This is a genomic window from Liquorilactobacillus capillatus DSM 19910 (assembly GCF_001434915.1).
Lineage (GTDB): Bacteria > Bacillota > Bacilli > Lactobacillales > Lactobacillaceae > Liquorilactobacillus > Liquorilactobacillus capillatus.
This window is the reverse complement of the sequence record NZ_AZEF01000032.1, coordinates 158,218-181,194: the sequence shown is the minus strand read 5'-3', so window position 1 is coordinate 181,194 and position 22,977 is coordinate 158,218. Positions and strand designations below refer to the sequence as shown.

Genomic DNA, 22,977 nt, shown 5'->3' with positions numbered 1-22,977 from the left:
TTTATACAATTAAGACTTTAACCAGTAAATAAAAAAGCAATCCTGTAAAGGAATTGCTTTTTTATTACCGTCTTTTCTAAAGATTAGATATAGACAACGGTGAAAGTCTCACAAATACATGGAATATTGGTCGTGAACTTTTTTCCAGTTAATTGATACTCTTTTTCAAAAAAATCTTTATGCCCTTCTCGCCAATACTTTAAACTGCGGTCGCCTTCACCTTCCCGCTTAGCATGAGCAGCGGAAACTTTATCAAAGTTAACAATTTCAACTTTTTCAGTTCGAATGACACAAGCGGGTAAACCCGAGCCGTCCAGAAGAATCGTGTAAGCACCGACTTTAGGTTTAGGTTCATCGTCTTCATACAATTCCAATGCAGATGAAGTTGCTGTTTTTATTCCTGCTATAATTAATTCAGCTAGCTCATCCCCTGTTTCTTTACCGTAGCCAAACTGTTCAGCTAAGTAATAATCATCCTGTATATCTCTTTCTGTTTTAAATCGTTCCCAGTACTGTTGAATTTTTTGACTTTTTTCCATCTAATTCTCCTAAACCACTACGCTAGTGATTATTTTTCAGACTATGTTTATATAAGATATTCATCAATCTCATGTAAATATTTTTCTTTTTGACCATCATCGAGCCATGCAGTCTCAAATGAATTTTTCGCGAGTTGGACAAGGTCTGCTTTAGTAAAACTTGCTTTTTCAGCTAAAACCTGGTAATTTCCTGCAATATAACTATTAAAATAAGCTGGATCATCTGAATTAATACTGATTTTAACACCTTGATGCAATAAATCTTTAATCTCAGGTGCTTTCATATCTGGACAAACAAAACCATTCGAAACTGGACAAGCAGTTAGCCCAATCTTCTTCTTTTTCACTAACGCAATTAAATCAGGGTCTTCGACAATATTGGTCCCATGATCCAGACGTTCAACTTCTAATACTTCTAGCGCTTGCTTAATATGTTCAATTGAATCAAGTTGATCAATGTCGCAATGAATCGTTGTATGATATGCTTGTGCCACAGCTTTTTCATACTGTGTTAAAAATTTTAGCGGCGGGTTATTATGTTCATCTGAATCAAGGCCAATCCCTAAAAGCTGATTCTTAAAAGGTACTGCCTCAAGCAAAGTTTTACGTGCAGATTCTTTAGAGAAGTCACGTAAGAAACACATAATCAGTCTAGCTTTAATTCCACTTTGTTCCGCCTCTTTGACTGCACGAGTCAGCCCGTTAATTACTGTTTCAAAACTAATTCCTCTAGCGGTATGTGCTTGTGGGTCAAAAAAAATCTCTGCATAACGAACACCTTCTAATTGTGCTCTTTGCAAATAAGCCTGTGCCAGTTCATAAAAATCATCTTCTTTTTGAAGAACACTCATCCCTGAATAGTACACCGCTAAAAATGAGGCTAGATCATTAAATTGATAACTTGCCTTTATCTCTTCAATTGTCTGTTGCTGAAGCTCGATCTTATTTCTCTTAGCAAGTTTTATCTTCAGTTCTGGTTCCAAAGTACCTTCAATATGCACGTGCAGTTCAGCCTTGGGTAAATATTTAATAAATTCTGGCATAGACGTATTACTCAATGTAACTCCTCCTTAAAAAGCTTTTGATAGTCAGCTCTTATTTAATCATCTTAAATTATTATTATCCATAAAAGCAAGTTTTGCCTTTAAGATACACCTTAAAAGCTCACTTCCAATCTTTAGTAATTAAATATTATTATAAGGGGCTGTATTTGGATCAATTTTAATAATTATCAAGGAGCTAGTATTATCATTTTACATAATCAATATTATCAAAGAACACTTTATAACATGCTTACCCTTAGGAGATAACTAGTTGACTTAGATTATTTTTTGGTTCACTAATAAAATTATTTTAAATTATCTTTAAATACTCTACATCACCAATGTTATAGCTACTCTAAAAAACTAATTTCCAGCTTTAATTAAGTAATAAAGTAAATTTATTAGCCTTACTAGCTTACTATTCTTAAAAATTAGTCTATTCTCATTTACATCTTATTAGTCAATGATACAATTTGTAATGTTAAACAAATAATTTTGAACCAGATATAGGAGGACATATTTAGCATGAATACACCTAACATAGTTTTAACAAGGGTCGATAATCGACTAGTCCATGGTCAGGTTGGAGTCGTTTGGACATCTTCAATTGGGGCTAATCTACTACTGGTAGCCAATGATGATGCGGCTAAAAGTGAATTACAACAAGAATTAATGGCTGCAACTGCAGAAACATCCGGTGTTGGTATTCGTTTTTGGTCACTTGAAAAAACAATCTCAACTATAAGCAAAGCCAGTCCACGACAAAAGATATTTTTAATTATCAAGACACCACAGGATGCTCTCACTTTAGCTAAGGGCGGTGTTCCAATTAAGAAATTAAACGTTGGTAACATGCATCATAGTGGTAATAAAGTTTCTCTTACTAAGAAAGTTTATGTCGATCAAGCTGACATAGCTGCCTTCAAAGAATTAGTTAAATTAGGTGTGGATGTTTATATTCAAGATGTTCCAGATGAAAAGAAAATTTTAATTGAGGATGTGATCTAATGACTGTTACGCTAGTACAAGGTATATCGATAGCTCTTTTTGCTTTAATAGCGGGTATCGATTTTTGGCTAGAAGGTTTTTATATTTTTAGACCAATGATCGTCTGTACAGTTACAGGATTTTTATTAGGTGATTTACGTTTAGGAATTATTGCTGGTGGTTTAACTGAACTTGCCTTTGCTGGTCTAACCCCAGTTGGCGGAACACAACCACCTAATCCAATTATGGCCGGGATTATGACAGTTGTTATTGCTCACACAACTGGTCACAGTCCTGCAACTGCAATTGGATTATCACTCCCCTTCAGTATTCTAATGCAATATATTATTCTTTTCTTTTATTCTATTTTTTCAGTGTTCACCAAAAAAGCTGACGAATTTATTGCTAAAGGGGAATTTCGTAAATTTGGAATGATCGTCCTTATGCCTACTGTCATAGTTGCATTTGCATATGCTATTTTTTCATTCTTAAGTGTTTATGGAGCACAGTCCTTAATGAGAACACTCGTTAACTCAATGCCCGGATGGCTAAGCCATGGCTTTACGATCGCTGGTGGAATTCTCCCCGCTGTTGGATTTGGTTTGTTGCTAAAAAGCATGTTGAAAACAAAGTATGTTCCTTATCTCCTATTAGGTTTTACCGCAGCTTGCTTTATTAAGTTTGGAAACCTAATGCCCGTTGCAATTATTGGGGCATCTCTTGCATGGATTGAATATGGAAGAAAACAAAGAGAAAATAAAATTAACAAACAATTTAAAGATATTGAAAAGAGTCTTCAAAATTCAGGTGGTGAAGATGATGGAATCTAATAAAACAACACGAAATAAATTAAGTAAAAAAGATATTACAAAATTAGGCTTACTATCACTTTTTAACCAATCCGGCATGAACTATCAAAGAATGCAAGCTGATGGTTGGACTTTAGCTATGATCCCTTCATTGAAAAAAATATATGGAGAAGACAAAAACGGTTTAATTGATGCTTTAAAAGCAAATCTGCAATTTATAAACACAAATAATTATGCTGCACCACTTCTAATGGGCCTCGGAGCCTCACTGGAAGAAAATAATGAAAACCGCTCAACCATTGACAGTCTACGTGTTGCTCTGTTTGGACCAATAGCTGGCATTGGTGATGCCATCACTTGGTTTACAATTCTACCGATTGTTGCAGGAATCACTGCTTCATTTGCACAGCAAGGAAGTATTTTAGGACCTTTAGTATTTTTTATCGTATACTTTGCAATGTTCTTAGCGCGTATTCCAATTGCTCATTTAGGCTATTCTGCCGGAACACACGCTATCTCAAAGATCCATGAAAACTCAGCTATCGTTGCACATGCTGCAAGTGTTTTGGGCTGTACCGTAATCGGGGGGCTAATCGCAACATATGTCCAGATTGATGTTGTTACTAAGATACACGTAACAGCTTCTCATACAATTTCAATTCAAAAGCAATTCTTTGACAACATTTTTCCGAACATTCTACCGTTAGGCTACACATTTTTTCTTTACTGGCTTCTAAAAAAGAAAAATGTTAATCCAGTAACTCTGATCGTCTTGACATTCTTACTCTCAATTTTACTTTCTTGGATGGGGATTTTATAAAATGAAAATTATTGTAACAGGCCATGGTAACTTTGCCACAGGAATAGAATCAACTGTAAAACTACTAGCAGGATCAATTAAAAATGTTACGTACATTGACTTTACTGCAGAAATGACAGAGGAGGAATTGGCTACTAATTTTACAAGTATTCTGAAAAAGGATCCTAATATTGTTTTCTTCTGTGATTTAGTCGGTGGAACTCCTTATAAACAAGCCGTTTTAGAAAAAGAAAATCACAATATCGCTGTTGTCGGTGGATGCAATATTGGATCACTTTTAGAAGTCGGTTTACAAAATGATCTAACATCAGTTACCAATGTTCACAAAATAGCGGAAAAATTAGTTACTGCGACTAAAGCTAGCGTACAGGAATTCGGTATACAAAAACCTAAAATCAATGAAGATATTTCAAATGGTATTTAATTAGTCAATCTTAACAAATAAGTACAAGCCCTAGTTCTTTGATAAAAATATCAAAGAACTATTTTTTAATTAACATACAGCTTAAAACTAGTAAAGTGTTTCTCTAATTTATTCGTGGGTATTAGTTTTACTTCACGAGTTGTCTACACTGATCTCTTTAAAAAATTGTTTTATCAAAAACAGAAACGTATACTTATAATGAAAAGTATTAATTAAACTTTTTGACTTTTTAATTATTACTGTGGTCAAGTTTTTTGGGGGAAGAATTGTTGAAACAGATAAAATTTATTATTGAATGGGCTATTCCCATAGTTATTGGTTTATTAATAGCACTGATTATTGGTCAATTTTTTGGTCGCCAAAAGATTATCGGAAGTTCAATGAGTCCTAATTTGAAAAATAGTGAGATCGTTTATAGATTAAACAAAGCAAAAATAAAAAGAAATGCTATTATTTCTTTTTACGCTCATGGGATTGATAAAAATAAACCTACTACGGCTAAAACAATCTACGTTAAACGGGTCATCGGGATGCCTGGTGATAGAATAAGATATTCGCAACAAGGCAAATTATTCATCAATGGTAAATTACAAGCACAAAACTATATACCAAATAAGCAACGGAAATTCGGTACTTTAACCCCACCAGCAAGATATAAAGAAGCTACCGGTGTCAACATATTTGAAAATACCACATTTGTCGTTCCCCAAAATAGTTATTTTGTACTTGGAGATAATCGTAAAATATCAAATGATGGTCGTTACTATGGTTTTGTTCCTAAAAATAAAATCATCGGTGTCATCAAAGTTCCCTTCTGGATAAATAAGCATAAATTAATAAATTCTGTTCCTAATTCTTGAGGAATTCACCTGGCTACTGGATAAAATAAGGTCCAGCTCCTACTTGACATGAGCTAGACCTTATTTTATGTAGTTAGAAATTATCTTTACTTATTACTATTCTATCTTACTCAAATATTTCTCAGTAGTAGTTACCTGCGCAAAAGTTTGTAACGCCGCCAAAAAAGCCACTTGAACATCTTTTGCTAGTACTTTATTTTTCCCATAGCCAAGATCTTTTGTCGCTGTTGCATCTGAGATCACGATAGGAGAATATCCTAATTCTCTACTTGCTCGTGTCGTCGAATCAACACACATATGCGTCATCATCCCAGTAATAACTAATTGTTCTACCTTAAGCGAGTCCAGTACCTCTTTCAAGTTTGTTTTTAAAAATGAATTTGGATACTGTTTTTCAACTATTAATACATTGTTATCAATCATTAAAGCTGAGTGCAATAACGCACCTCTTGTCCCCCTGCCAAAGAAACTTGCATCGGGATCATCATTTATATGCTGGATATAAATAACCGGTAATTTTCTAGCCTTAAAGGATTTTTCTAACTTATTGACGTGTACCAATGCTTTCTGGGGATTAACCAATTCCATTTTACCATTCTTAAAATAATCATTTTGAACGTCGATAATAATTAATGCTTGCTTCATAAAATCACCTTTTCCATTTCTTATTTGCTATAGTTAAGTATAGCCAAGGGTTATTTAATACTAAATAACTTCATGAAAAGGAAAAGCACTTGATACTTGATTTATGAAAGGAATTATTTTAATGGATACTATTGATAAACAAATCTTAAAAATTCTTGCTCAAAATAGTAAACTTACGAATAAACAAATTGGAGAACTTGTCCATATGACTGGGCAAGCTGTAGGTAATAGAATAATTAATTTGCAGGAACAAGGGATTATTCAAAAGTTTAGCATTAAATTGAATTACTCACATACACAGTTTATCCGTATTTTTATGGATTCAAATAAATATACAGAATTCGAACGATGTGTAAATTCATTCGAGGAAGTTTCCGCACTCTATAAGGTTTCTGGTCAGGCCTGTTATATGATTTTAAGTCATTTCACTGAAACTAAACTTGCGCGTTTTATTGAACAGATATCTCGCTGGGGAAGATATAGTGTTGAAACCGTGATTGCAGATAAAACAACGCACATATAACTGCTAACTAGTGTATACAAAGTATTTTTGACGAGCATACTTATTCGGGAGAACGCATCTTCATCTCATAATAATTCAGAATTCTAGTCAAAATAAAGGTCATTACGAAGTAGAGTACCATTACCACAAAAATTGGCATTATTCCGCGGTACGTATTTGCACGAACTAAGTTAGCCTGGTAGATCAAGTCAGTAACGCCGATAATCGAGACAATTGAGCTTTCCTTTACTAACGAAATAAATTCATTTCCTAGTGCTGGCCAAATATTCTTAAATGCTTGCGGAAGAATCACAAAGCGCATTGTGTCATAATGCGGCAACCCAAGACTTGCCGCAGCTTCTGTTTGTCCTGCATCAATAGAATCGATCCCCCCACGAATTATCTCCGCAACATATGCCCCACTATTTAATGAGATTGCAATAATCCCCGCTAATAGAGCTGAAATGTCAATAATTGAACCAATTCCAAAGTAAACAAACATTACTTGAACCATTAAAGGTGTTCCCCTGACAAACTCAACATAGCAAAGTGCAAGCGCATGAAAAAACTTTACCTTGGTAAATCTCATTAACGCTAAAGTGATTCCTATCAGTACTCCCAAAACCGAAGCGACAATCGAAATAAAGATGGTGTATTTAACACCCTTAACAAAATAATCTGAATAGTTCCACATTGAAGTATTAGTTGTGTTAACCTTCATATCTTTCCCAGCATCTTTTAAATAGCCATCGATTTTATTGCCTTCTTTAATCTTTTTAATTGATTTATTAACTGCGTCTTCAAGCATATATGAGTTCTTTTTAAAGGCAATCGCTGCACCTACCTGATTTTTATCAAGTTTATATGTCGCAGGTACGATCGTTAGCCCATTATCATTTGACGCATACGCTTTAGCAACTGGCTTCTCTACCCCTACCGCTTCAAGTTTGTGAATTTTCAATGCTAAAATCAAATCCGGTGTCTTATCCATCCCCTTGATAGTTGTGTTAGCCATGTGAGTCTTAGCTAAATTATATTGCAGTGAACCAGTCTGTGCTCCCACTAGTTTTCCTTGGAGAGCTTTTTGATTCGGAAATTTCATACTATCTGACTTATTAATCAAGAAAGATTGCCCGCCTAAATAATAAATATTTGAAAAGTCCACACTTTGACGTCTTTCGCTAGTTGGATTAATCCCTCCGATTGCCATATCAGCTTTACCTGTCTCAATCGCAACCAAAAGTGAATCAAACTTCATACTTTTAATAACTAATTTAACATGCAAATCTTTAGCAATCTGTTTCGCAACATCGATATCCATCCCTGCTATCTTATTTTCGCCATGCTTATTGACCTGAAATTCATAGGGAGGGTAATCAGGACTAGTCGCAACGACTATCTTACCGCTCTGTTTTATTTTTTCTAATGAGTTTTCTGCAGCTTGCACATGTAACGTATTGACACTAAATAGTATCACAAAACCTATGAGCAACATTAAAAATTTTATTGTTTTCTCCACTTTAGTCTTTTCCATTCACAAACAACTCCTCAATGATCTGTTAGTTAATAGCCTACATCATAATTTATAAATATGCAATATAATTTATAAAAAGCAAATTTATATACAACTACACTTTTAATCGTAGTATGTTTCAGTTTGCAACTCGCTTTTATTGTTCCTAATTGAGTAGTCAGCTTCTTGCAATGAAGTATTACTATTTAACATCTTTTAAATAACTAACCAGTAGGTCTTCTAAACATCAAATCTATAAAATTATCGTTTCAGATATATGAATATAGTATGTATTAAAATCGCATTCAGAATATTGTTGTTTATAGAAATATTAGTATATTTAATAGAATAAAAAAATAATTAGGCAGCATCGACATCAGCAACCCTTATGGACTAATATATTAAAAAAAACTATATCAATTGACTTGCTGGCAATAATTATTAATTGGCACGATCTCTTACACAAGTTTATTCTTTATAATAGGTTATTTTATTTTCCAAAAAAAGCGTTTTTAATCATTCATTTATTATAGTCTTTTAGTTATGATACTAAAAACCCAGTTTCAATTTAATGAAACTGGGTTTATTCTATTCGCTGAGTTTAATTTTTTTACGATATTCAACTTGACATCCAAATTATAAACAACTGGTTGGTCTATTGCTAATGCTCATGGTCTCTTAATTCGAGATACCTTTGGTATACTTTATGAGAGATGTATATTAAGTTATCATGTGTTTCAATGCTCTTATCATCTAATAATAAAGAAAAGAAAAAATGTTACCTCTATATAGCTTTTTGTAGTATCTACTTTAATAATTTTTCTAACAAATAAATATACGATCAAAGTTGCTCAATTTAAAACCGAAAGTTCATGTTTTATTTTTGCTATATCTTCCACATGAGCTAATAAAATTAATCTATCTTTTGGTTGAAGTATCAAGTCGCCTTTTCCAAGAAGCTCAGCGTCATCACGTAATACTTTAATCAAAATGACGTTATGCGGCCAAGTAATTTCTCTGATTTCTTTATTACTTAACTCGCCAAGTGACGATACGGAAAATTCAAAATCTACAAGTTTTGAATTTTTATAACTTAATTCATGTTTCAAGGCAATTCTTTTGGAAAGTGATTCATAGATAGGTGCCCCTCCTAAAATATCAATCAATAAATATGCAACTAACGAGACAAAGGTTAATGGTAATAGGTGTGATAAAGAACCAACCATTTCTGCTATTAAAATTATAGCTGTAAAAGGTGCCTTACTGATACAAGCAAAATAGCCAGCTAATGAGAAAATTATAAGGTTTGGTAAATATAGTACTGGCATTAGATTAACTATGATCATTAATTTTCCAACTATCAAGCCAATTAAAGCACCTAAAGTCAGTATTGGCATAAATATCCCACCTGGTGCACCTGAGCCAAAAGAAATTGCAGAAAAAATAAAGCGAATTAGGAAGAAAGTTATTCCAACTGCTAGACTGATCTTAGCCGTAGGCAAAATCTTAATTAAATTTTCTCCACCTCCTAGTAACTGAGGATAAAAAATGCCTATAGGGAGAATTGTTACTAACATAACAATAATTTGATTTTCCCTAGGAATTCGTTTAAAAAACTTGTAAAGGAAATGTACATTTAAGGTTACTTCTTGATAAAAAAAACCTAAAATACCTAGAATCAGTCCTAGAATTAGAAGAAGCCAGTAGTACTTTAATGGGAAGCTATTCTCATAGTGAATATATAATACAGGCTTTAATCCGAAAAAATGATCAGAGACTATATCTGCAACTAAACTACCGCTTAGTGCTTCTATCCAGAGTAAGGAAGAAAAACTATGTGAAATTTCCTCAAGAACAAACATTGTGCCAGCTAAAGGAGCTCCAAAAGCAGCAGATAAACCAGAAGCGGCTCCTGTCGCAACAAGTAACCGCCAATCATTGTTAGTTAGTCTAAATTTTTCAGCATAAATTTGCCCGACAGCTGCACCCAACTGAACGGATGGCCCTTCACGTCCTAGGAAACCACCGGTACTTATAGACAATGCACCAGCAATGAATTTTGACACTAAAATTGAAATGGGATTTAACTTTAATTTATCAATTAATTGCAATTCAACTTCAGGAATACCTGAACCCATTATATGAGAATTGTGCTTAATAAACCGACCAATTATAAGGGTCAATATTATAAAAAGTAATATAACTAAAGCAAACCCTAAAACACTGCTTCCAGCAAAATGATATAATTGTTTCCAAATAGCTAAAAGATTATTAATTGTGAAGCGAAAGGAACTTATTACAACGCCTACTATTAAGCCAACAAGTAAACCTCTTTTTACCGCTGCAAGTCTTGTCATTTGATATACCTTCAATATTAAAATTAATTATAGCTATTATATATTATACAATTTTAAAGCAAGCTAAGAAACAAGGATACACTCCTATCTTCGTCCAAAATTGATCCTTTATTTTTCACTAGTTCTGATAATGTCTAATATATAATTCTAGTAGATAATAATTAAATCCGTGCATTTTATAAAAAATGCAGTTTAAAGATGCTTCCATAATGACTACCAATATATCTATTAAGTATGTTGAATCTTATGCTCTAGCCTTCCTTCACATTGAATGCATTGATTACTATTCTTGCGCCTTTTCAATCAGTTTCTCGCCTATTTCGCAATAAAATTTTGTATTCATTTATACCAAAAACAAACAACTATAAATTTTATTAGACGGTAATTAGTAACAGTAAATATTAAAGTAAACAATAAAAATCTCAGTTATTGTCATCAGCTAAGAATTGCCAACTTGACTACTGAGATTTTCAGTTACTAGTTTCTATCGAACTTTTTGTAACTTATCTACTTCTAATATTTAAACAGGCGCTGTAATTTCAATTCGATTTCCTTCTGAATCTTCAATTTCAGAAACCCAATTATTATCGATCTTCTCCAAAGGAAAACGAACATCTAAGTTTTTTATTTTTTCTTTTAAAAGATATTTATTAGGCATAGAAAAACTAGGTACACAATTTGTTCCAAATTGATGGCGTTCATTAGCTAGTTTAAAAGCAAAAAGGCCAAGTCTAAAATCATCGACTAAAAACACACTATAAACTGATGAAGCTTGAAAGACTTTTATTTGTAGTAGGTCCTCGTAAAAATTAATTGCCCTTTGCATATCATGAACACACAGATATAATGATTTCAGTTTAAAATTCAAGTTTTTCTCCTCCATTACATAAAGAAACTACATTAGCTGTTTTTCAAGGGCAATTGCAACTCTATCGTATTCACATCATCTGGATTCTTCTGATCAATATGATAGATTTCTCGAATCGGTCCAGATACTACATACCCATTCTCCTTCACCCAAGCAATTAGTTTATTACCGACTACATCAATATTCTCAAATCCTTCTGTATGAATAATAGATGCGACCTTTTCAGATGGGATCTCTCTAATTAATACCTCGGAATTTTTATCGACTACCAGTTCATGAGTTAAGGGTTCAACAATTTCTTGATCCACTATTTTGTTATTTTGCTCCAAATATAACCCTGAATAGTACAGCGTGAGGCATGGTGTGGATAACGAACCTCCATTTTTTTGGATTTCATTTTCTAGACTATTCCATAAATCCATTGAAAACTCATCATATCTTTTTGTATTTTTGTCATATTTCTTTCTCAATGTAGCAGCCAAAAAAGCACGTGTTGTTTTTACGGTAATGCCGTTCATCATATTGAATCCTCCATTATTGTACAGAAAAAGACTAGCTTGAATATGTTTGATTTGATCTTCAATATGTTTGATCTTTATTTGTAATTCTGAAATTTGACGATCGGCAATAACTCTAATCATGTTAGAATCATCTGTTGAAGCAGAAAAAATAGCACTCATACCTTTCAATGGAACTCCCAACTCCTTTAGAGAGTTTATTTCAGCTACTCGAGATAGCTGTTCTGGTCCATAACTACGATACCTATTATCCTGATTAACACTGATTGGTTTCAGAATATTCAATTTATCATAGAATCTCAGTGTGTACACTGAGACTCCACTAATTTTAGAAAACTCATCAATTTTCAAGTTTTGTCCTCCTATTCAGAATAGTCAAATATCGTACTTTCGAAAGTTACGCTGTGCTGTCAATTGATACTCTTATTTTAAACTATAGAGTAACTATAAGGTCAATAAGAATGTTAAATAAAAAACCTACTTCAAATTAATAAGCTGGAAATTAATTCTAATCAACAAATTTCATTTTTCTAAAGATAATCCTCGCAATAGAAAGGCTGTTGCTTCTTGACTTTTCTGTTCAAGATTAAAAGAAGCCATCGTATTTGATATAACTCGGGGCAACAAATATCCTAAGACGACACTTATTACATACTGCATAATTCGCTTTACTGGCCAATCAACAATCTGCTTTTGTTTTTTAAAATTATCAATCATATACTCAATTTTTTCAGACATGGCTTGGTTCCATTTAACAGAAATCATCTTGCTAATCTCTGGATTACGAACTATTTCTTGCAAAAAAACTTTAAGTTGTTTTTGGTTTTCAAGCGCAAAGGTCATCCGGTCTTTAATCATATAACTTAAAAATTGTTCAAAATTAGTAAATCGACTCATTTCTACTTCAGTTGTAAATTCATTAAAAACCCTTGGAATCACATGATCAATAAACGGTTGTAACAATGCTTTTAAAATTCCATGCTTTGTCTTAAATTGTTTAAAAACAGTACCTTCAGATACACCCGCTCGAATTGCAATATTACTACTAGTAGTACGTTCAAAACCTTGCTCAGCAAATAAGCTTAAACTAGCTTTCAATACAGACTGTTGTTTGACAGACAAATTTGAATTTGCCAATGTTAAATCTAATAACCTCTCAATGCTATTAACTCTCATAGATCTACTCCCTTATATTGGTCAGTAATTTTCTGCTTACAGTTGCTAACTATCTGCTAACAGCATTAAATGAAAGTGACTTCTCTTAATGGTACATCTTATTTTGCTTATATTTTAAACCTTACGGTAGCGTTTTAACCCTTCAATGTTCAAAATTGTTAAGACAACTAGAAATACCAAAAGTATGCTAATATCAAAGAACAAATCCATCAATGGTGTACCTTTCATAATAATTAGATTAACTGCATCACCAGAATATTTCAATGGAATAATATACGAAATAATCCTAATCCAATTAGGCATGGAATCCAGCGATATTAAACCTGAGAAAAAGATTTGCGGTACAACTATTAGCGGAATAAACTGCATCATTTGAAATTCGGAGTTAGCAAATGTCGATAGCAAAATTCCTGCAGCTAATGCTACTAGCGCTAACATCAAATTGATGAACACGACTGCGGCTATACTGCCAACAACTTCCATACCTAACAACCAGACAGTTGTAATTACAATGACAATAGTCTGAATAATTGCTAAAATACCATAACTTAACATATAACCAAAAACAATTGATGATCGCCTCACCGGTGTTGCCAGTAATCGATCTAAAGTTCCCGTTGTTCTTTCTTTTAACAACGCCATTCCAGAAATCAGAAAAACAAAAAAGAAAACAAAAAAGCCCATCAAGATTGGCAACATTTTAGCAAAATATCCCGTATTTTTATCACCATAAATGTAAGTGTTGACAATTTTAGGTGTTCCTTGTTTACTGCTATTAATAACAGAATTTTCGTCAGCCACTGGACTAGCTGCTGACTGGTTTTGTTTCTCTCTTAACTGTGCTTTTAATTTCATAGTTGCTTCGGTGCTTTGTTTCAAAGCGTTTTTTAATTGATCAATATTTGTTACAATTAATGCATTCTTGAAGGCTAACTTCACAGTCGCTGTCTTAGTTGAATCTGTATTGGCATATGTTAGATGATACTCGTTCCCCTTCTTGTTAATAATTGCATCAATTTTATCATTTTTTAATGCTTTCTTAGCTATGGAGTTATTATTATATTTTTTAGCAGAAACATGCTTAGTACCATTGATATCATTATTCAGAGTTTTAGTGATGCCAACGGTTCCAATATTCACATCAGTTGACGAATTAGTATTAAAAATTATACTCATTAGTACCATAATTAGTATTGGTGCAATAAACATTAATGCTAAAGTTCTTTTATCACGGAATAGTTCCTTTAAAACTCTACTCATAATCGCAATTGCACGCATTATTCAACCCCCTCGGCTTTTAGAAAAACATCTTCAATGCTATTCACTTTATATTCATTCTTTAATGCGACTGGCTCGTCAAAAGCCATCACCTTTCCATCTAGCAATAAAGCAACTCTATCAACTTGTTCAGCTTCATCCATTACATGTGTTGTAATTAGAATGCTGTGGCCCGCATCTCGAATTCGCCCGAGTTCAGCCCAAATCTGACGGCGCAATGCAGGATCAATTCCAACTGTAGGTTCGTCTAAAATTAGTAACTTTGGATTCCCCAGCAGCGCTATCGCTAAAGATAAGCGCCGCATCATCCCCCCAGAATACCCAGAGACCTTTTTTTCTAAATCATCGGTCAAATCAACGACTTCGGTCACATGCTTTATAGCCACTGGCAATATCCTTCTTTTAATTCCTTTCATTAAACCAAAAAATTTTAAATTTTCTTTTCCCGACAGACTCATGTATAGTGCATCAGTCTGAGCCATATAACCAATTTGCCCTAATAACATTCTACTTGGCATTTTAGTACCAAAAACTTTTGCTGAACCGCCACTTGCTAGTTCCATCCCCAACGCAATCTTGATAACGGTGGACTTTCCAGCACCAGATGGTCCAATCAAGCCAACGATTTCACCAGTTCTTACGGTTAAATTTATATCCTTTAAAACAGTTTGTTCACCAAACGCCTTAACCAAATGTTGTAAGTCAATAATCTTTTTTACCATATCATATCCTCCCTCATCTTTTTAATGAGTAACCACTCACTCATTTAAGGGAGAGTGTATTATTAATTGTACTTTATGTCAAGTCTTTTCTATAAATAAGCGGTCGACCGGTTGTTACCTCAAGGCGGATAAATTTGTACTTCCTGTTTTTACATTTTTTGTTATCTATGATATATTTATAAACATATGAGGTGAATATCTATGTATATAGAAACAAATTTGGATATAAATTTAAAATTGAATAAATTTGAAAATGGATATACTTTCAAAAACAGCTTATATAGTTGCCTATATTGCAACACAATTTTTTATGAGGGAGAAGTTTATCCTATTAAGAATAGGTTTTTTACTGCTCATAAAATGATACAAGACCATATTCAAGAGAAACATGGTGGTCCATTATTAGCATTGCTAAATAGTCCAAATGCAAATTTGGGAGTATCAAAAGCTCAGAAACAAGTCTTACAACTATTTGCGCAGGGATTGCAGGATAATATTATTGCTAAACGTCTAGGTCTCTCTACTTCGACTATTAGAAATTATCGTTTTAAACTTAGGGAACGAAAACGACAAGCTTATCAACTATTGGCAGCTCTTAACATATTAGACTTAACGTCTGATGCAATTCAGCCTCATATTGGTGCAAAAATGTTAGATGACCGTTATGCAATATCTTCGGTAGAGCGGGATAAGGTTTTAAAAAATTATTTGAATGAAGAAGGGCATGTTACAAATTGGCCCAGCAAAGAAAAAAACAAAATAATTATTTTAAATGAGCTAGTAAAAAAATTTGATCCTGCTAAAAATTATTCTGAAAAAATAGTCAATGAAATCTTAAAAAAATATGTTGATGATTTTGTTACTGTACGTCGTTATTTAATTGAATATGGTTTCTTGAGTCGAAAAGATGATGGAAGCTCCTACTGGGTAACCCTAAGTTCAGAGACAAAGTAGTATGAAAGAATTACAGCAAGATAACTACCATTCCATTCATTGTTTATTGATCTCTAGAAGCTTTTCAGAATTTGGTTTTGCCATGTACTCAATTACATTACCCTTAATTATTTTGCGAATGACTCATTCACTTTCCAAAAGTGGAATCTTTTTCTCAATTCTAGCAATTCCCGTTTTGTTAATCACACCTTTTACAGGAGTTTTAGTTGAAAGAGTAAGTCGAAAAGCCTTAATATTAATTTGTTTGCTTATAAACACTTGTGTTCTCGGAATACAATTAGCTGCTTATTTAACAGATATAATGCGTTTCAATCTGTTAATATTTCTGGCTATAATTGTAGCTGTAATTATTTCATTATCTGATATTGCTACTCGTGTAATGTTTTCTGAGTTAGTACCAGAGAAATCTTTAGAAAAATTTAATGGGATCAAAAGTCTGATTGATAACCTAAGTTCTTTCGCAGCACCCATGATTGGAACAACAATTTACGCATTCAATGGAATTAAATTTGTTTTAACAGTTGTTCTAGGTTGTTTAATATGTGCCATTTTTTCCCTTTCAAAGTTGAGATACTGCAAACAATTATCACCTAAAAATGATAAAATCAACTTTTTTAAGGATTTTAAAGATGGGCTAACCTTTATCAGAAGTAAAAAAGAGGTTCTAAAAATTGCGATTCTAGCAATGAGTCTTAATTTCTTTATTTCTGGTACTGATGATATAATCAATCCCGGAATTCTTATAAAAAAATATGGTATTTCAAAAAGTTTGTTTGGCTTATCCCAAACAATGTTTATATTAGGAGTTATTTTTGCTAGCTGGTTTGTTAGTCATAATAAATGCATCAATCTACATAAAAAAATGCCGCAACTATTTGTAGCTAACGGAATAACTATGATTTTGATAGGTTTAGCTTCTATTTTTATGGTCCTTGTGCCTCAAATGTTTTTTATAACTTTTTTATTTTTAGAAAGTATGGTAGGTTTTCTAACAATTTTGGTTAACATTCCGCTAACTTCTTACTTCCAATCCAAGGTTCCTATTAATTATCAAGGCCGTTTCTTTGCATTCTTCTCATTTACCGCACAAGTTTCCATACCATTAGGCATCGGTCTCACTGGAGTCTTAGCTCAACAAATAGGCCCAGATTATGCTTATATTATCAACAACTTGCTGGTTATTTGTTTAGTCTATTTTGTTTTTGGAGCTAACAAACATTAAATAATGTAGCTGTTGAGATTAACTAAAATAAGCAGTTAGATATAAAGAGATAAGTCAATTTAAACTTTAAGTTGAATTCATCGTATTTATATGTCCATGATATGGAATACACAATAATTTTTTATTAATATCTATTAAAGATAGAAATTAATAAAAAACATCCTATCCATGGAAGTGGAATGGCACTCATGTTTTTATGTACTAGTTTTACAGGCAGTTTATAGTGTGCAGGGTCCTATTTGGTTATTTAAACATGTTAAAACCAACAAGAACAATTTTAAATAGTATGGTAAGAGTAATTCGTCTTGATAAGATACCAAAAAATAATTTGCTTAATTAAAGGAACCCTCATATGTATAAAATCAGATAGAGGTAAAATTTCAATGATGAAAAGAAAACTTAATATACTTGTCCTAGGCTACTGCCCTTCATTGTGGTTTATAGGATCTAAAGGTTTAACACCATAAGCACTACGCATCATTTTCAATTTATTTCTTTTTATTCTACATTTTAGACATAAATTTAAGGTAACAGCTTAGGCAATGTTCACAATTAAAATGGTCTCTTTTACACTATAGCGAGTTGAAAGATATTACATTAATCTCGTTAGTAGTTTTAACAAGATGGATAATTCTTTTGAGTCTAATAGTGAGAAGAATTTTCTAAATATATCACTATCTCGTTCAGATAATTTTGCAAGCAACTCACTTCCCTTTGTGGTAGTCATTATTTGATAAGCTCTTCGATCAACTGTTTGTCTCCGCTGAATTAAGCCTTGCTCTTCAATGCTCTTTAAAGTTCGGCTGATAGCTGCAGGATTAACATTCAATTTTGCCGCTAATTCCTTAGACGTACTATTGTTATAACGCTTCACATTAACCAATAATTGATACTGTGAAGCATAAATATCATAATCTTTAAGGCCCTCATTTAATTGATTAATAATTTTTCGAGAGACCTGATTGATCGTGTGAGCAATATTTTTTTCATCAATCTGAGCCATAAATGTAGTCTTCCTTTCTTGACTAATTTAAATTAGCCAGTTACTAATTAAGAATATGATAGGTATAGTAATTAAACTTAGCAAGGTTGAGGTTCCCATCAAAGTAACTGCGGGGTCAACATTCTCATGAGTTTGGAGGGTAAACAATACTACTATCCCCCCAACTGGACAAGCCATCATCAAAATAATTGCAGATAACGCACTTCCACTAACACCAAGTAGTGGTATCACAGCCAATGTTAGTAATGGATAAATTAAATTACGCAGAACAATTGAAGTAAGTATTGGTCGATTCAACTTACAATTTTTGAGCGTAATATTGGCTAAGCTGTTTCCAATAACTAGCATTGAAACTGTTGTATTGATGGAGCTGATATAATCAATAATCTGGTTAAGCAACGCGGGAATTCTTATGGAGAAGACAAAAATAAGCAGCCCAATTACAATTGCGATAATATTAGGGTTCAACAAGACTTTTTGTATTCTTTTAAAACCACCTTGATCAGTGTCAGCTTTTATAAACATTGATACCCCATGTGTCCAATTAAAGATATTAAAAAAGACTAGAGGTACTACTGCATAAAAGACGCCTGTGGAACCAAACAGAGAACTAACAAGTGGGATACCAATAAAACCCGCGTTCGAATATATACTACCAAATTGAGTAATACGTTGTAGATTGACCTCTTTAACGTGCCTAAATATCAATTTTGACAAGAAAATTTGAATTAGGTACAAAATAACAGTTCCCAATGCAATCATCAAAAACGTATGTACTCTGCTCGCAGAGTAAGGATTCTCAAAAGATTTAATAATCAAACATGGAGAAACAATATAAAGTAACACATTCGTTAAATCATTAGCAGTTTGTGCGTGAAAAAATTTCAACTTATTGGCAAGCACACCAACTAACATTAAGCAGAACATTAAAACAATCTGGCTAAATAAAAGACCAATATTCACCTAAACTCCTCCCTAGAGTTAAAAGTCATAGCCCAAATAAACTAAAAGTAGTACGCAAATAGATAACTAAGCAATAATTAACTAGTTATCTATTTTGAAACTATGACTTATTTTTGTCAATAACCCTTTATACCTGTTGACTTTTTGTTTTAACTGAGAAAGCTTAAATAATTATATATTACGCTAACAATATAGTGTTAGTATAGCAGCTGGCAAACTAGCTAAATCTACGTTCAATTCGGCCACGTCTTATTCTAATACCTATAAAAGTCGTCCAAATTTACTACGGCAATAATTTACAGCTAAACAGCCAAATCAAAATAAGACATTATAAGTTTATGAATTTACACAGTTGTTTCTAAATTATTGCTTCTAAGTCAATATTTAGTATATATTTTTCTAACACTTGCTCTGCTTCTTTCACTATTAAACCAATTTGTCACAAACTGCCATTTTTAAGCCAGCTTATACTATCAAAATAAGGTCCACCTTCCTCTATAAGGGGCTGGACCTTGTTTCATTCTATCCGATATATTAGCTTTAAAACTTTTCTTTTTTAACAACGTTCGACTTGTCATTCAAATCATAAACAACTGGTTGACTTGTTGCTATTTCACCCCCATGATATCTTCATCTGAGATACCTTCGATGTATTTTATGAGGGCACGAAGTGAGTTACCATGTGCTGCGATGATAACGTTCTTGCCATCTAATAATATAGGAGCGATCTCATTTTCTCCCCTAAAATAGTATCATTCAAATCAAAGCCTTGAAGAAAAACTAAGTTTTTAATATAAATATTTCCCACACAAGCTCAAATACTTTAAATTTTAACTCCAACTACAGGATAAACATGGGGAATAACTTCAAAAAAGTTATTGCTCTTTTGTACGCCGTTCATATTTATACCAGTTCCAAAATTCATAAAGGGGTGCAATAACAATATACAAACATAAGTTACCAACACTTATTAAGTGAAGCGTATATGTTGTGAAATAACACATAAAACAGATAGGTATGTATAAAGCTACTCCTGTTACCAAACCTGGGGAATAAGTACGTGTCTCAATTGCACCAACAATATGTGTAAAAATAGTATTACAAGCTAAAAAACTAGTAGCGATAACCAAGCCAGAATTATTGCCTTTAGTAAAGAATGCAAACCAGCTAGTAATGGTAACAATTAAAAAAGCAATTATATTTACTCTCCAATAATAACTTGGTTTCTGTTTGCTTAATGCCGGTCTCAAATTATGATACCAACACATGAAGCCGCCTGGTAATGCAAATTCCTCCGTACAATGTATCAGATAAGAAAAAGGAGCCGCTATAGCAAGTATTCTCATAGTTTCCATTATTTTTTGTTTATTCTCCTAACATAACTATTTAGTTTTTTGGTCGTAACAATCATATTGATATACACAATGAGGTAAGAAAAAATATATATTATAGCACTACTAGTTAGCACAGAGAGAAATGAAAAACCAAGATCTTGGAATAAATCAAACATAAAGACAAACAGTAAAATAGCGGCAAAATGTATGATAACCGCCAATAAGAAACTAATTCCTTCAATATCAAATATAAAAGTCATTAAACCAATAAATCCTGAAAGCAGTAGAACAAACCAAATTGTTTTAGTACTAAGGTAATCGGCCTTATTAAAAATTCTTATCAATAAAAAGATGAATGATCCAGTTCCTAAACCTTGAAATATTCTTTTTAATATCATTGTTTTCAGCTCCATTGATATTTTCAAGCTACTTGTTCAACCAATAAATTCAATATAAGAGTATCTTGCTTAAAAGTTAATAGTTTGCGACACTTCAGACTATTTTTAATACACATTAGGAATTAAGACTAAATAACTTTAATTGTTGGCGTAAATGAGCAACAAATTTACGACTAACAATTTGGTGCTCACCAGTATTCAAAGTAACTAATAAATTACCATTTACTTTTGTTTCGAAGCCGGTAATAGTATATAAATTAACCATGGTAGTCTTAGATACTTGAACTAAATAGTTGGGAGATTTCTGTTTAAATTTAGTTAAAGAACACCGTATATAATAGACTTTGGCAGTAGTATAAATAAACACCTGTCGATTTAAATATTCAGCAAATACGATATTTGCATAGTCTAACTGCTTTTCTCTAGTATTATCTACAGCACTAGCAAAAATATGTTGGTCGCTATTTTTTAAAATGTTAATTGCTTGCTGGATATTACCAGTAATTTCATGTACATGGAAAAGAACTTCATTTTCTACATTTTTAGGAATCTTAACAACCTTTATTTTTATCGTTTTTAATCACCTCTGAGATTAAGATAAACTTCAAGTGATCTTGAATTAACAACTCAAACGTACTTATGTAGACTTTCAAACCAGTAATACTTCTTTTGAATTTAAACTTAAATAACTAGGTAAACTGTAAATTCAAGTATGATTAGCCTAGACCTGATCTTTCTTCCTAAAGTTAGGATAAACTACTTTTTAACAATTTATGAAGCGACTCCAACACAGCACTGTTATGGGAATGTCCAAATTTAATTTAAGAATATTTTATATATGAAACTATTATTCTTTTCAAAATTATTGCTGCCGTAATGATTGCCTAAATATACTCCTATGTCAAGTTTTGTCACCAAAATATTGCAATTCTTGTTCTTTTTATGTTGTAACAATTAATATAATTCTCGACTCTAAGGACTAAGTACCCCAAAAGTTGATAAAATGTATTCGAAAAATGAATTTCATTTTGAGTAGCAAATAAAAATTTAACTTAAATCACGGGGAATAGGCACATGTGATGATAACACCTTAAAATACATTATCAGGAGTAGCTGGGGACCTTGGGTAGTCTTTTAACTTCATTTTATCTCTTTTAAACTTTAGTGCTATTTGTCAAAAAAGCGCCACCCAAATCTTGATATTTGTCACAAACTGACATTCTCAAGTTAGCTTATGGCATAAAAAACAACAAAAAGATAACATACAAAATAAGGCCCAGCTCCCTCTAAAAGGGGCTGGGCCTTATCTATTCTCACTCTATTAGGCTTAAAGTTTTTCTTTTTTAACAACGTTCAACTTGTCATCCAAATCATAAACAACTGGTTGACCTGTTGCCATTTCAACACCCATGATATCTTCATCTGAGATACCTTCGATGTATTTTGTGAGGGCACGGAGTGAGTTACCATGTGCTGCGATGATAACGTTCTTGCCATCTAATAATGTAGGAGCGATCTTGTCTTCCCAGAATGGGATAACGCGTTCCAAAGTAACCTTTAAGTTTTCACCACCAGGGATAGCACGTGGATCTAAATCTGCATAACGACGATCTTGTGCTGCAGAACCTTCATCATCAGCGCTCAATAATGGAGGAAGGACATCGTATGAACGACGCCAGATGTGAACTTGTTCTTCACCATATTTTTCAGCAGCCTTTGCCTTATTCTTACCTTGCAAAGCACCATAGTGACGTTCATTCAAACGCCATGTCTTTTCTTCTGGAACCCAGAGTTGACCAGATTCTTCTAAAGCAAAGTGCAAAGTCTTGATCGCACGAGTCAAAACTGATGTATAAGCTTGATCGAATTGAATTCCTGCTTCTTTAAGTTTGCGTCCTGCTTCCTTAGCTTCTTTTTCACCTTGTTCACTTAAGTTAACGTCTACCCAACCAGTGAAAAGGTTCTTCAAGTTCCATTCACTTTGTCCGTGACGAATAAATACTAATTTTGTCATAACTAGCGAAAACCTCTTTCATTTTTGA

The 22,977-nt window shown here is 32.9% G+C and carries 24 protein-coding genes and 1 pseudogene; 8 read left to right on the top strand and 17 right to left on the bottom strand.

Translation table 11 applies throughout. From position 1 onward, the window contains the following. Positions 1-83 precede the first annotated feature (83 nt). Together FC81_RS08345 and add are read right to left on the bottom strand one after the other, a co-directional pair. Complete coding sequence (locus tag FC81_RS08345) at positions 84-539, bottom strand: ASCH domain-containing protein (RefSeq protein WP_057745603.1); 456 nt, start codon at positions 537-539, stop codon at positions 84-86. 47 nt (positions 540-586) lie between these two features. After that, on the bottom strand, positions 587-1,597 hold the full coding sequence (add, locus tag FC81_RS08340; RefSeq protein WP_420806348.1) for an adenosine deaminase: 1,011 nt from the start codon (positions 1,595-1,597) through the stop codon (positions 587-589). Positions 1,598-2,107: 510 nt separating this feature from the next. On the opposite strand from add, the gene agaB reads away from it, so the two are divergent. The 5 genes from agaB (at position 2,108) to lepB (ending at position 5,482) form a co-directional block, all read left to right on the top strand. Then, positions 2,108-2,590: a PTS galactosamine transporter subunit IIB gene (gene agaB, locus FC81_RS08335; RefSeq protein ID WP_057745600.1), complete on the top strand. Its 483-nt coding sequence runs from the start codon at positions 2,108-2,110 to the stop codon at positions 2,588-2,590. After that, entirely contained in the window at positions 2,590-3,399 is an 810-nt protein-coding gene (gene agaC, locus FC81_RS08330) for a PTS galactosamine transporter subunit IIC (protein WP_057745597.1), read from the top strand. The genes agaB and agaC overlap by 1 nt, the downstream gene beginning before the upstream one ends. After that, positions 3,389-4,198 (top strand): PTS galactosamine transporter subunit IID, encoded by an 810-nt coding sequence (gene agaD / locus FC81_RS08325; protein ID WP_057745594.1) that lies wholly within the window; start codon positions 3,389-3,391, stop codon positions 4,196-4,198. Before agaC ends, agaD begins: the two co-directional genes overlap by 11 nt. 1 nt (position 4,199) lies before the next feature. Next, positions 4,200-4,622 carry a PTS sugar transporter subunit IIA domain-containing protein gene (locus tag FC81_RS08320; protein ID WP_057745591.1) on the top strand — a complete coding sequence of 141 codons (423 nt, stop codon included), beginning with the start codon at positions 4,200-4,202 and terminating at the stop codon, positions 4,620-4,622. A 269-nt stretch (positions 4,623-4,891) separates the two neighbouring features. Then, positions 4,892-5,482, top strand: a complete 591-nt coding sequence (lepB, locus tag FC81_RS08315) for a signal peptidase I (RefSeq protein ID WP_057745587.1) — start codon at positions 4,892-4,894, stop codon at positions 5,480-5,482. 96 nt (positions 5,483-5,578) lie between these two features. On the opposite strand, the gene FC81_RS08310 is transcribed toward lepB, so the two are convergent. Beyond that, positions 5,579-6,127 carry a cysteine hydrolase family protein gene (locus FC81_RS08310; protein WP_057745584.1) on the bottom strand — a complete coding sequence of 183 codons (549 nt, stop codon included), beginning with the start codon at positions 6,125-6,127 and terminating at the stop codon, positions 5,579-5,581. A 121-nt stretch (positions 6,128-6,248) separates the two neighbouring features. Here FC81_RS08310 and FC81_RS08305 point away from each other — a divergent pair, with 121 nt between their 5' ends. Next, positions 6,249-6,650, top strand: a complete 402-nt coding sequence (locus FC81_RS08305; protein WP_187327413.1) for an Lrp/AsnC family transcriptional regulator — start codon at positions 6,249-6,251, stop codon at positions 6,648-6,650. Between the two features lie 40 nt (positions 6,651-6,690). Here FC81_RS08305 and FC81_RS08300 read toward each other — a convergent pair whose 3' ends face one another. The 7 genes from FC81_RS08300 to FC81_RS08270 all read right to left on the bottom strand — a co-directional run bounded on the left by FC81_RS08300 (position 6,691) and on the right by FC81_RS08270 (position 15,061). Continuing rightward, the gene (locus FC81_RS08300; protein ID WP_057745579.1) at positions 6,691-8,163 is read right to left on the bottom strand and encodes an ABC transporter substrate-binding protein/permease; all 1,473 of its coding nucleotides are present in this window, start codon (positions 8,161-8,163) and stop codon (positions 6,691-6,693) included. An 830-nt stretch (positions 8,164-8,993) separates the two neighbouring features. Continuing rightward, positions 8,994-10,499 carry a ClC family H(+)/Cl(-) exchange transporter gene (locus FC81_RS08295; protein WP_057745577.1) on the bottom strand — a complete coding sequence of 502 codons (1,506 nt, stop codon included), beginning with the start codon at positions 10,497-10,499 and terminating at the stop codon, positions 8,994-8,996. A gap of 520 nt (positions 10,500-11,019) precedes the next feature. Beyond that, positions 11,020-11,367, bottom strand: coding sequence for a VOC family protein (locus tag FC81_RS08290; RefSeq protein WP_083478797.1), 348 nt, complete (start codon positions 11,365-11,367; stop codon positions 11,020-11,022). A 32-nt stretch (positions 11,368-11,399) separates the two neighbouring features. Continuing rightward, entirely contained in the window at positions 11,400-12,236 is an 837-nt protein-coding gene (locus tag FC81_RS08285) for a MerR family transcriptional regulator (RefSeq protein WP_057745569.1), read from the bottom strand. A 171-nt stretch (positions 12,237-12,407) separates the two neighbouring features. Further along, positions 12,408-13,061, bottom strand: coding sequence for a TetR/AcrR family transcriptional regulator (locus tag FC81_RS08280; RefSeq protein ID WP_057745567.1), 654 nt, complete (start codon positions 13,059-13,061; stop codon positions 12,408-12,410). A gap of 114 nt (positions 13,062-13,175) precedes the next feature. Continuing rightward, positions 13,176-14,339 carry an ABC transporter permease gene (locus FC81_RS08275; protein WP_057745564.1) on the bottom strand — a complete coding sequence of 388 codons (1,164 nt, stop codon included), beginning with the start codon at positions 14,337-14,339 and terminating at the stop codon, positions 13,176-13,178. Further along, positions 14,339-15,061 carry an ABC transporter ATP-binding protein gene (locus tag FC81_RS08270; protein WP_057745561.1) on the bottom strand — a complete coding sequence of 241 codons (723 nt, stop codon included), beginning with the start codon at positions 15,059-15,061 and terminating at the stop codon, positions 14,339-14,341. Before FC81_RS08270 ends, FC81_RS08275 begins: the two co-directional genes overlap by 1 nt. Before the next feature lie 207 nt (positions 15,062-15,268). Here FC81_RS08270 and FC81_RS08265 point away from each other — a divergent pair, with 207 nt between their 5' ends. Both FC81_RS08265 and FC81_RS08260 read left to right on the top strand, forming a co-directional pair. After that, a complete protein-coding gene (locus FC81_RS08265) occupies positions 15,269-16,015 on the top strand; it encodes a DUF2087 domain-containing protein (protein ID WP_057745635.1) in 747 nt (248 codons plus the stop codon). Between the two features lies 1 nt (position 16,016). Then, positions 16,017-17,237 carry an MFS transporter gene (locus FC81_RS08260; RefSeq protein ID WP_057745558.1) on the top strand — a complete coding sequence of 407 codons (1,221 nt, stop codon included), beginning with the start codon at positions 16,017-16,019 and terminating at the stop codon, positions 17,235-17,237. A 592-nt stretch (positions 17,238-17,829) separates the two neighbouring features. Here the strand turns inward: FC81_RS08260 and FC81_RS08255 are convergent. The 7 genes and pseudogenes from FC81_RS08255 to FC81_RS08235 all read right to left on the bottom strand — a co-directional run bounded on the left by FC81_RS08255 (position 17,830) and on the right by FC81_RS08235 (position 22,949). Next, positions 17,830-18,240: a MarR family winged helix-turn-helix transcriptional regulator gene (locus tag FC81_RS08255; protein ID WP_057745556.1), complete on the bottom strand. Its 411-nt coding sequence runs from the start codon at positions 18,238-18,240 to the stop codon at positions 17,830-17,832. Between the two features lie 27 nt (positions 18,241-18,267). Next, positions 18,268-19,203: an AEC family transporter gene (locus FC81_RS08250; protein WP_057745554.1), complete on the bottom strand. Its 936-nt coding sequence runs from the start codon at positions 19,201-19,203 to the stop codon at positions 18,268-18,270. Positions 19,204-19,743: 540 nt separating this feature from the next. Then, a pseudogene (gpmA, locus tag FC81_RS10800) lies at positions 19,744-19,940 on the bottom strand (2,3-diphosphoglycerate-dependent phosphoglycerate mutase); the annotation flags it as partial. Between the two features lie 138 nt (positions 19,941-20,078). Then, complete coding sequence (locus tag FC81_RS08245) at positions 20,079-20,558, bottom strand: HXXEE domain-containing protein (protein ID WP_057745551.1); 480 nt, start codon at positions 20,556-20,558, stop codon at positions 20,079-20,081. Beyond that, complete coding sequence (locus tag FC81_RS08240; protein ID WP_235804664.1) at positions 20,558-20,935, bottom strand: DUF3021 family protein; 378 nt, start codon at positions 20,933-20,935, stop codon at positions 20,558-20,560. The genes FC81_RS08245 and FC81_RS08240 overlap by 1 nt, the downstream gene beginning before the upstream one ends. 115 nt (positions 20,936-21,050) lie before the next feature. Continuing rightward, on the bottom strand, positions 21,051-21,386 hold the full coding sequence (locus tag FC81_RS11190; RefSeq protein WP_268871911.1) for a LytTR family DNA-binding domain-containing protein: 336 nt from the start codon (positions 21,384-21,386) through the stop codon (positions 21,051-21,053). 876 nt (positions 21,387-22,262) lie between these two features. Next, a complete protein-coding gene (locus tag FC81_RS08235) occupies positions 22,263-22,949 on the bottom strand; it encodes a 2,3-diphosphoglycerate-dependent phosphoglycerate mutase (protein ID WP_057745543.1) in 687 nt (228 codons plus the stop codon). Positions 22,950-22,977 lie beyond the last annotated feature (28 nt).

Coding starts and splice junctions, on each gene's coding strand:
- FC81_RS08300 (WP_057745579.1), bottom strand. CDS start 8,163: ATGGAAAAGACTAAAGTGGAGAAAACAATAAAATTTTTAATGTTGCTC.
- FC81_RS08345 (WP_057745603.1), bottom strand. CDS start 539: ATGGAAAAAAGTCAAAAAATTCAACAGTACTGGGAACGATTTAAAACA.
- FC81_RS08310 (WP_057745584.1), bottom strand. CDS start 6,127: ATGAAGCAAGCATTAATTATTATCGACGTTCAAAATGATTATTTTAAG.
- agaD (WP_057745594.1), top strand. CDS start 3,389: ATGGAATCTAATAAAACAACACGAAATAAATTAAGTAAAAAAGATATT.
- FC81_RS08255 (WP_057745556.1), bottom strand. CDS start 18,240: ATGGCTCAGATTGATGAAAAAAATATTGCTCACACGATCAATCAGGTC.
- FC81_RS08240 (WP_235804664.1), bottom strand. CDS start 20,935: ATGATATTAAAAAGAATATTTCAAGGTTTAGGAACTGGATCATTCATC.
- FC81_RS08270 (WP_057745561.1), bottom strand. CDS start 15,061: ATGGTAAAAAAGATTATTGACTTACAACATTTGGTTAAGGCGTTTGGT.
- FC81_RS08275 (WP_057745564.1), bottom strand. CDS start 14,339: ATGCGTGCAATTGCGATTATGAGTAGAGTTTTAAAGGAACTATTCCGT.
- agaB (WP_057745600.1), top strand. CDS start 2,108: ATGAATACACCTAACATAGTTTTAACAAGGGTCGATAATCGACTAGTC.
- FC81_RS08320 (WP_057745591.1), top strand. CDS start 4,200: ATGAAAATTATTGTAACAGGCCATGGTAACTTTGCCACAGGAATAGAA.
- FC81_RS08295 (WP_057745577.1), bottom strand. CDS start 10,499: ATGACAAGACTTGCAGCGGTAAAAAGAGGTTTACTTGTTGGCTTAATA.
- FC81_RS08280 (WP_057745567.1), bottom strand. CDS start 13,061: ATGAGAGTTAATAGCATTGAGAGGTTATTAGATTTAACATTGGCAAAT.
- FC81_RS08305 (WP_187327413.1), top strand. CDS start 6,249: ATGGATACTATTGATAAACAAATCTTAAAAATTCTTGCTCAAAATAGT.
- agaC (WP_057745597.1), top strand. CDS start 2,590: ATGACTGTTACGCTAGTACAAGGTATATCGATAGCTCTTTTTGCTTTA.
- FC81_RS08235 (WP_057745543.1), bottom strand. CDS start 22,949: ATGACAAAATTAGTATTTATTCGTCACGGACAAAGTGAATGGAACTTG.
- FC81_RS08260 (WP_057745558.1), top strand. CDS start 16,017: ATGAAAGAATTACAGCAAGATAACTACCATTCCATTCATTGTTTATTG.
- FC81_RS08245 (WP_057745551.1), bottom strand. CDS start 20,558: ATGGAAACTATGAGAATACTTGCTATAGCGGCTCCTTTTTCTTATCTG.